Source organism: Curtobacterium sp. ME-Dv--P-122a, assembly GCF_030209645.1.
GTDB classification, from domain to species: domain Bacteria; phylum Actinomycetota; class Actinomycetes; order Actinomycetales; family Microbacteriaceae; genus Curtobacterium; species Curtobacterium flaccumfaciens.
Map to the genome: position 1 here is coordinate 125,776 of NZ_JARVRO010000012.1, position 11,089 is coordinate 136,864.

Below are 11,089 nucleotides of genomic sequence, written 5' to 3' on the forward strand. Positions count from 1 at the left end.
CGTCCGGGAGGCGCGTGGAGCGCCCGGCCCGCACCGCGCAGTGAGCGCGCCCACAGGTTCACGGCGCGCCGCCGTCCGCAGCCGACACCGCGCCTCCAGACCGTAGAGTGACGCCCGTCATGCAGCCCAGAGTCACCGCGATCCTCGTCGCCGCCAACGGGGCGGCCCACCTCGACCGGACCCTGGACGCGCTCGCCGCCCAGACCCGCCACCCCGAGAACCTGGTGGTCGTCGACGTCGGCACGACCGACGGATCGACCGCCGAACTGTCCTTCGGCGGGTCCGCGCAGCTCGTCCGGCTTCCCGCCGGTACCGCGTTCGGTGACGCCGTCCGCCAGGGCGAGCGCAGCGCGCCCCCCGCGGCGACCGACGAGCCGGTCGACGAGTGGCTGTGGGTCCTCGGCCACGACAACGCGCCGGCACCGACCGCGCTCGCCGACCTGCTGTCCGCCGTCGAGATCGCGCCGTCGGTCGTCGTCGCCGGTCCCAAGCTCGTCGCCGACGACGACCCCTCGCTCATCCGCGCCTTCGGCGAGAGCATGACCCGCTTCGGCCGGTCGATCGTGCTGGTGCAGGACGAGCTCGACCAGGGCCAGCACGACCGCAACACCGACGTCCTCGGTGTCGCCGCGGGCGGCATGCTCGTGCGCCGCTCGGTCTGGAACGAACTCGGCGGCTTCGACCCGGCGCTGCCGGACGTCGACGCGGCCCTCGACTTCTCGGTGCGGGTCCGTCTCGCCGGACACCGCGTCGCACTCGTGCCGGAGGCCAAGGTCACCAGCGCCGGGCCGATCGAGGAGTTCGGCCGCAAGCGCGTGTCCGAGGCGCGACGGGTCCGAATGCACCGGCAGGCGCAGCTGCACCGCCGGATGACGTACGCGCCCGCGGCGCTGGTCTGGCTGCACTGGCTCACGCTCGTGCCGTTCGCGATCGGCCGCGCGCTCGGACACCTGGTCGCGAAGCACCCCGCCGCCGTGGTCCCCGAGCTCTCCGCCGCGTTCGCCGTCGCGTTCGGCGGCGGCACGGGACGTGCGCGCAAGAACCTCGCCCGCACGAAGAAGCTCGGCTGGGCTGCCGTCGAACCGCTCCGCGTGAGCTGGCGTCGGGTGCACGAGCACCGCACGACCTCACGCGACGTCGAACTCGCCCGGGCGGAGGACGCCCCGATCGCCCGGGCGTCGTTCCTCAGCGACGGGGGCATCTGGGTGGTCCTGGCCGCCGCGGTCCTCAGCGTCGTCACGCTCTACCCGCTGCTCGGGTCGCCGGCCCTGACCGGCGGGGGACTCCTGCCGCTCTCCGCGACGCCGGGACAGCTCTGGCAGAACGTCGGGTACGGCTTCCACTCGCTCGGCACGGGCTTCACCGGCCCGTCCGACCCCTTCGCCGCGGTGCTCGCCGTGCTCGGCTCGATCGTGTTCTGGTCGCCGTCCACCGCGGTCGTGCTCGTCATGCTCGTCGCGTTCCCGCTGTCCGCACTCGGCGCCTGGTTCGCGGTCCGCAAGGTCACGACCCGCACCTGGGTGCCGGTCATCGGTGCGTCGCTCTACGCGATCGCCCCGTCGCTCGTCGGAGCCGTGACGACCGGTCACCTCGGCGCCGTGATCGCGCACCTGGTGCTGCCGTGGCTGTTCGTCGCCGTGCTCGAGGCACACCGCTCGTGGGCCTGGGCCTCGGGAGCGTCGCTCCTGTTCGCCGTCGTCGCCGCCTCGGCGCCGTCGCTGCTGCCGGTCCTGCTGGTCGGCTGGCTCGTGGCGCTCCTGGTCGGCTGGCGCCGGGCCCACCGTCGTCTGTTCATCCCGGTGCCGACCGCGGTGCTCTTCCTGCCGCTGATCCTGGCGCAGGCCGCACGCGGCAACCTGCTCGCGGTGTTCGCCGACCCGGGTGCGCCGTCCGCGACCCGGGCGCCGTCCGCACTCCAGCTGGCCATCGGACAGCCCCTGCCCGACTGGAGCGGCTGGCTCCCCGCGACGTCCGGACTCGCACTGGTCGCCACGGTCCTGCCGATCGTGATGGCCGTCCTCGCGCTCCCCGTGGCCGCCGCCGCGATCGGGGCGATGCTCGGCCACCGCTGGGCGGTCGCGGGCTCGGCGCTCGTCATCGCGCTCCTCGGCTTCGCCACGGCCTTCGCCGCCACCCACGTCACGGTCACCGGTGTCGGGTCGACCACCACCATCGTCTGGCCCGGCAGCGGCTTGTCCGTGTACTGGCTCGCCCTCGTGGTCGCAGCCTGCATCGGCATCGACGTGCTGCCGAAGGCCGCCCCGGTCACCGGGCTCGTCGCGACCGTGCTCGCCGGCGTGGCCGTGGCTCCGGCCTTCGCGGCGTTCTACCTCGGCACCGCCACGATCGAGCCGACCACCGGCCGGGTGCTCAGCGCCTACGTGAACGCCGAGGCCCAGGCGAACCCCGACGTCGGGACGCTCGTGGTCGTCCCGCAGGACGACGGTTCGCTCGCCGTCACGCTCGAGCGCGGGCAGGGTTCCACCCTCGACGACCAGTCGACGCTCGACGCGACCGCACTCCGGCTGAGCGAGTCCGGCGCACGGCTGACGACGCTCGCCGGCAACCTGTCGAGCCGCAGCGGGTACGACCCCCGGCCGGCGCTCCGCGAGCTCGGCGTGAGCTTCGTGCTCATCGACGACGCCGGTGACGACCCCGAGGCGCAGACCGTGCACGACCGGGCCGCCGGCGCGATCGGTCAGAACGCGCTCTTCACGAGCATCGGCGAGACCACGAACGGCCAGCTGTTCCACTACGAGGGCGAGGTCGACCGCACCCGCTCCGGCTCCGCGGCGACCCAGGCCACGCACGTGCTGTACCTCGTCGTGCTCGGCGTGGTCTTCGGCGCCGCGGCACTCCTCGCGGTCCCGACGGCCCCGCGCCGCCGCCGTGCCACCTCGAACGTCATCGAGGCCGAGGAACCCGCCACCACCTTCGACGAGGAGCGCGACGAATGAGCACCAACCCCTCCTCGGTCCGGCGCTGGATCGTCCGCGGCACCGCCACGGCCGTCGCCGTCGTCGTCGCCGCGGGTGCCGTCACCGCGGCCCACGCCATCGGCACCGAGTCCGAACCGGGTCGACCGGCCGGGCGCACCGTCACGCCGGTCCCCGCGGCTGCCGAGCGTGTCTGCGCCGGCAGCGCGCTGCGCCTGTCCGACGACGCCGGCAACGACGCGACGCAGGCGAGCACCGTCGGCACCGCGACCGTCGCGACCGCGACGACCGGTTCGACGGTCGAGCGCTCCTCGCTCGACCCCTCGACCACCGGCGGCAGCGACCCCCGGCTCCTGACGGCCCCCGCTGGCGAGACGACCCCGCAGGTCGCGGGCAGCAGCTTCCAGAGTGTCTCGAGCGGCGACCTGGTGGGGGCGGGCGCCGCCTCGTGCGACGACCCGACCCAGTCCACGTGGCTCGTCGGCGGCTCGACGGAGACCGGTCGGACGAGCCTCGTCACGCTCTCGAACCCGACCGACGTGAACGCCACCGTCGACCTGACGATCTTCGACGGCTCGGGGACGGTCAGCGCACCCGGGACCACCGGCATCGTCGTCGCGCCGAACACGCAGAAGGTCGTCCCGCTGTCGGGCTTCGTGTCCGACGCCGCCTCGACCGTCGTGCACGTCACGTCGTCCGGCGGCCAGATCGTCGCGCACATGCAGGAGTCCGTCGTCCGCACCCTCACCCCGGGCGGCTACGACATCGTCTCCGGTGGAGCCGCGCCGTCCCGCTCGCAGGTGATCCCCGCCGTCGCCCTCGCCGACGCGCAGGCCGCCCAGCGCGGCGACGACACGGCCGACGCGGCGCCGATCGTCCGGCTGTTCGTCCCCGGCACGAAGTCGGCCCGCGTCACCCTCGGCATCAGCACGGCCGACGGCGGCGGCACGACCGTCAACGCCACCGCCGAGCCCGGGGTCGTCACCGACGTCCCGCTCGACGACTTCCCGGACGGCCGGTACTCGTTCACCGTCACCTCGACCGAGCCGGTCGTCACCGGTGCACGCACCACGACGCCGACCGACGGTGCCAGCAGCGGCACCGACCTCGGGTGGTTCGCCTCGGCCGAGCCGCTGGGGGACCGGACGATCACCGCCATCGCCCCGGGCGAGGGCGTGCGGCTGAACTTCGTGAACCCCACCCGCCAGGACCGCTCCGTCACGGTGCGGTCGGGCGACGAGCGGCGCACGCTGAAGATCCTGTCCGGTGCGACCGTGACGCTCCCGGTGCAGACCGCGAAGCAGCTCACGCTGACCGGGACGGAGGGCATCGTCGCGGGCGTGACCTACCGCGGGGCCGACGGCATCGCCGGGTTCCCGGTGCGTCCGGCGACCGACGTCTCCACCCCGGTCCGCGTCTACCCCTGACGCCCGGCGCGGGCCGCCCGGCTCACCAGTGCCGGTAGCGGTCCGGCGCCAGGTCCCAGGGGTCCTTGCCGATCAGCTCGCCGACGGCGCGGAACACCGCGGTCTCGATGATGATGCGGCGGTCCGAGTCGTCCTTCTCGGGGCTCCGGTTCACCCGCTCGACGGGGATCCGGAAGACGGTCACGCGGCGGGTGTCGCGGTCGATCCGCCAGCGCGGCATCTCGTCCGGCAGGGTCGTGTCGCTCGGCATGTCCGCCACCTGGAACACGACGCCGGAGAGCTCCTCGGGCCAGAGTCCGAGCAGGTAGTGCGCGCTGTCGCCGACGATCCGGTCGAACGCCTCGGCGCGGGTGATGATCGGCGCGAGCTCGGGGCCGGTGACGCTCGAGCGCCCATCGCGGCCGTGCCGGGAGCGCCCCCGACCGCGGTCGACCGGGGTGACGAGGCGAGGCTTCCGACGCATCCCCACATCGTACGCGGGGACGGGTGCGCGCCGGACGCTCCGCTAGGCTCCCTGTCGAGATGGACGTGCGGATCTGCAGCAAGGTGGCGTGTGCCAACAGCGCTTCGTCGACCCTGACGTACGACTACGGCGACTCCATGGTGGTCGTCGGTCCGCTGTCGACCCGGGTCGAGCCGCACGGCTACGACCTCTGCGCCCGGCACGCTGCCGCCCTGCGCGTCCCGCGCGGCTGGCAGGTGGTGCGGCGCGAGCCGCTGCCGCGCGACGTCGACTGACGGCTCGCGTCCGCGACGTGGGTGCGGGGGTCGACCTGGAGGCCCGGGGAACGTGACCGGGATCGGCTGGTGATCCGCGCCTCCCGGCATGGAAGACTGGTGGGCATGCCCACCGAAACCCGCACCGCTGCTGCGTTCCGCGTCGCCGACCTGTCCCTCGCCGAGGCCGGCCGGCACCAGATCCGCCTCGCCGAGAACGAGATGCCGGGCCTGATGTCCCTGCGTGACGAGTTCGCCGCGGCGCAGCCGCTCGCCGGCGCGCGCATCGCCGGGTCCCTGCACATGACGGTGCAGACCGCGGTGCTCATCGAGACGCTCGTCGCCCTCGGCGCGCAGGTGCGCTGGGCCAGCTGCAACATCTTCTCCACCCAGGACGAAGCCGCGGCCGCCGTCGCCGTCGGACCCACCGGCACCCCGGACGCCCCCGCCGGCGTCCCGGTGTTCGCGTGGAAGGGCGAGACGCTCGAGGAGTACTGGTGGTGCACCAGCCGCATCTTCGACTGGAGCGACGAGGCCGCCGCGGCGGGTGCCGACTGGACCGGGCCGAACCTGATCCTCGACGACGGCGGCGACGCCACGATGCTCGTGCACACCGGCGCGGACGCCGAGGCGGCCGGTGCCGCTCCGGTCGCCGAGCCGGACGCGAGCACCGAGTGGAAGATCGTGCTCGACACCGTCGCGCGGTCGCTCGAGACGTCGTCGGACCGCTGGACCCGCATCGCGGCCGACATCCAGGGTGTCACCGAGGAGACCACCACGGGCGTCCACCGTCTGTACGAGCTGTTCCGGAACGGCGAGCTGAAGTTCCCGGCGATCAACGTCAACGACTCGGTGACGAAGTCGAAGTTCGACAACAAGTACGGCATCCGGCACTCGCTGCCCGACGGCCTGAACCGGGCCACCGACGTGCTCATCGGCGGCAAGGTCGCCTTCGTCGTCGGCTACGGCGACGTCGGCAAGGGTGCGGCCGAGGCGCTCCGTGGGCAGGGTGCCCGTGTCATCGTCAGCGAGGTCGACCCGATCTGCGCGCTGCAGGCGGCGATGGACGGCTACCAGGTCGCGCGCCTGGCGGACGTCGTCGACACCGTCGACATGGTCATCACGTGCACCGGCAACCTGGGCGTGGTCGGTGTCGACGAGATGCTCGGGCTGAAGCACCTGGCGATCGTGGCGAACGTGGGGCACTTCGACAACGAGATCGACATGGCGGGGCTCGAGGCGCTGCCCGGCGTCTCGAAGGTCGAGATCAAGCCGCAGGTGCACGAGTGGCGGCTGCCGACCGGGCGGTCGATCCTGGTGCTGTCCGAGGGACGGCTCATGAACCTCGGCAACGCGACCGGGCACCCGTCGTTCGTGATGAGCAACTCGTTCACGAACCAGGTGCTCGCACAGATCGAGCTGCACACCCGGCGCGAGGAGTACCCGACCGGCGTGTACGTGCTGCCGAAGCACCTGGACGAGAAGGTCGCGCGGCTGCACCTCGACGCCCTCGGGGTGCAGCTGACGTCGCTGCGACCGGAGCAGGCGGCGTACATCGGCGTCCCCGTCGAGGGCCCGTTCAAGCCGGACCACTACCGCTACTGAGCGCGGCGGGGCGGCCTGGGGCCGGCGGAACCTGGTTCCGGACACAGCACCGTGGATCTCCGCGGTGCTGTGTCCGTTCCGTGGTGTTGCGCGGGGGCAGTCAGCGCGGCTCCGCGCGTCAGCGCGGGAAGCCGGGCGGGGGTGCCGCCGCGGTCGCCCCCGCGGCGGTCAGCAGTTCGGCGCGGGCACCCAGCGCCCGGACGTCCCGACGACGCCGCAGCACGACGACCCCGGCCAGGAAGACCTCCGGCGGGACGGGCGGCACCGGGTGCGCGAACGCGGACACCTCGGCCGCCAGGGTCTGCGCCGCGGCCTCGCGCAGTTCGGGGCGCATCAGCGCAGCCCCGCGGAAGAACGCACCGAGGCGGTTCTCCAACCGCTGCGGCAGCGCCGAGACGTCCGCGACACCGGCCCAGGCCGTCAGCTCCGGGGGCAGCAGCACCTCGGGGTCCCGCTGCTTCGGCAGGCGCTCGTGCTGCACGATCGTCCCCGCCAGCAGGTCGCCGAGGCGCCGCGGCCGACTGCCGAACAGCGCGACGAGCAGGGCGACCGAGCCGAACGTCATCCAGAGCTCGAACAGGCCGACGAGCGACCGCGTGAAGGCGTGCCGGAAGCCGATCGCGCCGCCGTCGAGCCGGACGACGCGGGTGCCGGTGGCGAACCGTCCGACGCTCCGCCCCTTCGTCACGGTCTCGACCGCCGCGGGCACCAGCACGAGCACGACGACGAGCAGCACGATGTTGAGGGCAGCACCCCAGGCCGGCTCGAGCCCCCTCGGCCAGAGCCGCCAGACGCCGAACAGCGCCAGCACGAACAGGACGAGGACGCACAGGCCGTCCAGCAGCGCGGCCGCGAGCCGCAGCACGAGTCCGGCGGGCTGGACGTCGAGCGCGACGCCCTCGCCCACCACCAGCTCGTCGGCGGTCTCGTCGAGGTCGCGCGAGAACCGGGCGTCGGCGAGGTCACGCGGCGTGCGGGGCTTCGGCATGGGATCATTCTGTCGGAGATCGCGCGACCTGAGGGGGAACACGTGGACCTGGATGCCTACACCGAGGTGCACCGTGACCGGTGGCAGGAGCTCGACCGTCTGGCGCGTGCCCGGCACCGGTCCGGCGCGGACGTCGACCGGCTCGTCGCCGGCTACCAGGAGGCCGCGACCGACCTCGCCCGCATCCGCGGCGCCGCACCGCGCACCGTGACCGGCGACCGGCTCTCGCTCACGCTGTTCCGCGCCCGCCTGCGCTTCACCGGCACCCCCGTCGACCCGTTGACCGCCGTCGCCCTGTTCTTCACGCGGCAGCTGCCCGCGGCGCTCTACCGGATCCGCTGGGTCACCATCTGGGTCGCGCTCGCCACGGTGGCGATCGGGGCGATCGTCGCCGTCTGGATCACGACCACCCCGGGTGCGACGGCGACGTTCGGCAGCGACGAGGCCCTGCGCCGGTACGCCACGCAGGACTTCGTCGACTACTACTCCGACCGTGGCCTGGGGGCCTTCACCGCGCAGGTCTGGACGAACAACGCCTACATCGCCGCGACGATGGTGGCGTTCGGCATCACCGGGGTCTTCGTGCCGTTCTCGATCATGCAGAACGCCGTCAGCCTCGGGGTCTCCGCCGCGATCATGCACTCCCAGGGGCGCCTGGCCGACTTCTTCCTCTACATCTCCCCGCACGGGCAGCTCGAGCTCTACTCGGTGTTCCTCGCGGGCGGTGCGGGATTGATGATCTTCTGGTCGTGGGTGGCACCGGGGCCCGGACGCACGCGTGCCCAGGCCCTCGCCGAGGACGGCCGCGCACTCATCACCATCGCGATCGGCCTGACCCTGACCCTGCTGCTGTCCGGCATCGTCGAGGGCGTGGTGACGCGGCAGGACTGGCCGTGGCCGATCAAGATCGGCATCGGCACGGTGGCCCTGGTCGCGGTGCTCGCCTACCAGTGGGTGCTCGGCGGCCGCGCGTACCGAGCGGGGGAGCGCGGCGACCTCGAGGAGTTCGAGCGCGGCTCCACCGCCCTGGTGGCCGGCTGACGTCCGTCCCGGTTCAGAGCCGGCCGGTGGCCTTCGCCCGGATGTAGGCGTCGGCGACGAGCGGCGGGACGTCCGCTGGTGCGCCGCGCACGACCTCGGCGCCGGAGCGCCGTGCGACGTCGGCCGCACCGTCCGCGTCGAGCAGGGTGCGTTCGGCGGCCGCGCGTCGGTAGACGTCGCGCTCCGCGCCGGTCGGGAGGCCCGGAACCCGTCCGCCTCGCACCGTGCGGATCGCCGTGGTCGGGTCCACCCCGCCGCGCGCCATCCGCTGGACGGCCGGGTCCTCGATGCTCGTCACGACGACGGCGTGCCGTCGGGACAGCCGGGGGAGCACGGCGAGCAGGTCGCCCGAGGCGCCGACGGAGTCGAGGCTCGAGGCGAGGACGACCATGGCGCGCGAGGTCGTGATCGAGTCGACGAGCGCGGGGACGGATGCCCAGTCGGTCGCGGCGAGCCCGGGCTCGGCCATCGCGAGGGCCTCGCCGAAGCGCTGCACGACGTCGGTGCGGGTGGCGCCGTGCACGCGGTCGTGTGCGGTGTCGTCCAGGACCACCAGGTCGACGCGGTCACCGGCGGCTGCCGCGAGGGCACCGAGGAGCAGCGCCGACTCGATGAAGGTGTCGAGCCGGGGTTCGTCGGCGACGCGGCCGGCCCCCGCCCGGCCCGCGTCGACCACGACGACGACGCGCCGGTCGCGTTCCGGACGCCAGGTGCGGACGACGAGGTCCTGCCGCCGCGCGGTGGCGCGCCAGTCGATGGAGCGCACGTCGTCGCCGCGCACGTAGTCGCGCAGCGAGTCGAACTCGGTGCCGTGCCCGCGGAGCTGCAGCGTGGTCTCGCCGTCGAGCTCGCGGAGCCGTGCCAACCGTGACGGCAGGTGCCGCCGGGAGCGGAACGGCGGCGTCACGACGAGTTCGCCCGGTGCCGCGACGACCCGCTGCCGTGCGGCGAGGCCCAGGGGACCGAAGGCCCGCACGGCGACCCCGGTGGTGCGGCGTCGACCACGACGGAACGGTGTGAAGCGCATCCGGGCCGTCCGTCGCTCCCCGGCGGGGACGACCATCCGGATCCGACGGGGACGGTGGCCGGCCGACGGCTCCCACATGTCGCGGACCACACCGCGGACCGTCCGGGAGCCGTCGTTGGCGAGCACGAGGGTGCCGTCTGCGGTGCTGTCGCGTCGAGCGAGCCGGGGCATCCGCCGCTCCACGCGGACTCGTCGCAGGTCGGCGGCGAGCACGACGTCGAGTGCCGCGGCGAGCAGCACCACCCCGACCCACGCCAGACCGGCCCACCCGCTGCCGAGCAGCACGGTGGGCACGAGGGCGACGGCGAGGAGCGCGACGAACCGGCCGGAGACCGCCACTAGATCGGCACCCGCACCTGCTCGAGCACCTGCTGGAGCACGCCGTCGGCGCCGACGCCCTCGAGCTCGGCGTCGGCGGCGACCCGCAGGCGGTGCCGCCAGACCGGCAGGGCCATGGCCTGCACGTGGTCCGGGGTGATCGCGTCGTAGCCGGTGAGCCAGGCCCAGGCCTTGGCGGCCGCGAGCAGTGCCGTCGCTCCGCGGGGGCTCACCCCGACGCGGACGGACGGTGCCTGCCGGGTGGCCCGGGCGAGGTCGACGATGTACGCGAGCACGTCGTCGCGGGCCCCGACGCCGCGGACGGCACGCTGCGCACGGACGACCTCGTCGACGCCGACCACCGGGGTGATGCCGGCGGACCGGACGTCGCGCGGGACGAACCCGTCGGCGTGGCGCCGGAGCACCTGCCACTCGACGTCGCGCGGCGGGACGTCGAGCGTCAGCTTCATCAGGAACCGGTCGAGCTGCGCCTCGGGCAGCGTGTACGTGCCCTCGAACTCGATCGGGTTCATCGTCGCGGCGACGAAGAAGGGGTCTGGAAGCGCCCGGGCGTCGCCGTCGACGCTCACCTGGCGTTCCTCCATGGCCTCGAGCAGGGCCGACTGGGTCTTCGGCGGCGTGCGGTTGACCTCGTCGGCGAGCAGGACGTTCGTGAAGACGGGGCCCTCGCGGAACGGGAACGTGCCGGTCGAGGCGTCGTAGACGAGCGACCCGGTGACGTCGCCGGGCATCAGATCCGGCGTGAACTGGATGCGCTTCGTGTCGAGCGTCATCGCGGCGGCGAGGCTGCGGACGAGCAGGGTCTTCGCGACACCGGGGACGCCCTCGAGCAGCACGTGCCCCTGTGCGAGGAGTCCGACGATCATGCCGGAGACCGCGCCCTCCTGGCCGACGACGGCCTTGGCGACCTCGGTGCGGACCCGGCCGAACGCGTCGCGCAGGTCGGAGCCGGCCGCGGTCGTGGGGTCGTGCTCCGGTGCGGTGTGCTCGGTGGTGGCAGGGGGCAGGT

The 11,089-nt window shown here is 73.7% G+C and carries 9 protein-coding genes; 5 read left to right on the forward strand and 4 right to left on the reverse strand.

Annotated features, from left to right (window positions below; genetic code table 11):
• Positions 1–119: 119 nt before the first annotated feature.
• On the forward strand, positions 120–2,957 hold the full coding sequence (locus tag QRN49_RS13060; RefSeq protein WP_284756339.1) for a glycosyltransferase: 2,838 nt from the start codon (positions 120–122) through the stop codon (positions 2,955–2,957).
• Positions 2,954–4,363: a DUF5719 family protein gene (locus QRN49_RS13065; RefSeq protein WP_111031894.1), complete on the forward strand. Its 1,410-nt coding sequence runs from the start codon at positions 2,954–2,956 to the stop codon at positions 4,361–4,363. Before QRN49_RS13060 ends, QRN49_RS13065 begins: the two co-directional genes overlap by 4 nt.
• A gap of 22 nt (positions 4,364–4,385) precedes the next feature.
• On the opposite strand, the gene QRN49_RS13070 is transcribed toward QRN49_RS13065, so the two are convergent.
• On the reverse strand, positions 4,386–4,826 hold the full coding sequence (locus QRN49_RS13070; protein ID WP_284756341.1) for a metallopeptidase family protein: 441 nt from the start codon (positions 4,824–4,826) through the stop codon (positions 4,386–4,388).
• Positions 4,827–4,885: 59 nt separating this feature from the next.
• On the opposite strand from QRN49_RS13070, the gene QRN49_RS13075 reads away from it, so the two are divergent.
• Positions 4,886–5,101 carry a DUF3499 family protein gene (locus tag QRN49_RS13075; protein WP_071405769.1) on the forward strand — a complete coding sequence of 72 codons (216 nt, stop codon included), beginning with the start codon at positions 4,886–4,888 and terminating at the stop codon, positions 5,099–5,101.
• 105 nt (positions 5,102–5,206) lie between these two features.
• Positions 5,207–6,685: an adenosylhomocysteinase gene (ahcY, locus tag QRN49_RS13080; protein WP_111029518.1), complete on the forward strand. Its 1,479-nt coding sequence runs from the start codon at positions 5,207–5,209 to the stop codon at positions 6,683–6,685.
• A 118-nt stretch (positions 6,686–6,803) separates the two neighbouring features.
• On the opposite strand, the gene QRN49_RS13085 is transcribed toward ahcY, so the two are convergent.
• Positions 6,804–7,673, reverse strand: coding sequence for an RDD family protein (locus QRN49_RS13085; protein ID WP_111039894.1), 870 nt, complete (start codon positions 7,671–7,673; stop codon positions 6,804–6,806).
• Positions 7,674–7,715: 42 nt separating this feature from the next.
• Between QRN49_RS13085 and QRN49_RS13090 the strand changes: the two genes are divergently transcribed.
• The gene (locus QRN49_RS13090; protein ID WP_111031892.1) at positions 7,716–8,714 is read left to right on the forward strand and encodes a stage II sporulation protein M; all 999 of its coding nucleotides are present in this window, start codon (positions 7,716–7,718) and stop codon (positions 8,712–8,714) included.
• 13 nt (positions 8,715–8,727) lie between these two features.
• Here the strand turns inward: QRN49_RS13090 and QRN49_RS13095 are convergent, their stop codons facing one another.
• A complete protein-coding gene (locus QRN49_RS13095) occupies positions 8,728–10,080 on the reverse strand; it encodes a DUF58 domain-containing protein (RefSeq protein ID WP_284756346.1) in 1,353 nt (450 codons plus the stop codon).
• Positions 10,080–11,087: an AAA family ATPase gene (locus QRN49_RS13100; RefSeq protein ID WP_395821939.1), complete on the reverse strand. Its 1,008-nt coding sequence runs from the start codon at positions 11,085–11,087 to the stop codon at positions 10,080–10,082. Before QRN49_RS13100 ends, QRN49_RS13095 begins: the two co-directional genes overlap by 1 nt.
• Between the last annotated feature and the right edge of the window lie 2 nt (positions 11,088–11,089).

What these genes read in the sequence shown, in the direction of transcription:
- QRN49_RS13060 (WP_284756339.1), top strand. Translation starts at nt 120, where the DNA reads ATGCAGCCCAGAGTCACCGCGATCCTCGTCGCCGCCAACGGGGCGGCC.
- QRN49_RS13065 (WP_111031894.1), top strand. Translation starts at nt 2,954, where the DNA reads ATGAGCACCAACCCCTCCTCGGTCCGGCGCTGGATCGTCCGCGGCACC.
- QRN49_RS13070 (WP_284756341.1), bottom strand. Translation starts at nt 4,826, where the DNA reads ATGCGTCGGAAGCCTCGCCTCGTCACCCCGGTCGACCGCGGTCGGGGG.
- QRN49_RS13075 (WP_071405769.1), top strand. Translation starts at nt 4,886, where the DNA reads ATGGACGTGCGGATCTGCAGCAAGGTGGCGTGTGCCAACAGCGCTTCG.
- ahcY (WP_111029518.1), top strand. Translation starts at nt 5,207, where the DNA reads ATGCCCACCGAAACCCGCACCGCTGCTGCGTTCCGCGTCGCCGACCTG.
- QRN49_RS13085 (WP_111039894.1), bottom strand. Translation starts at nt 7,673, where the DNA reads ATGCCGAAGCCCCGCACGCCGCGTGACCTCGCCGACGCCCGGTTCTCG.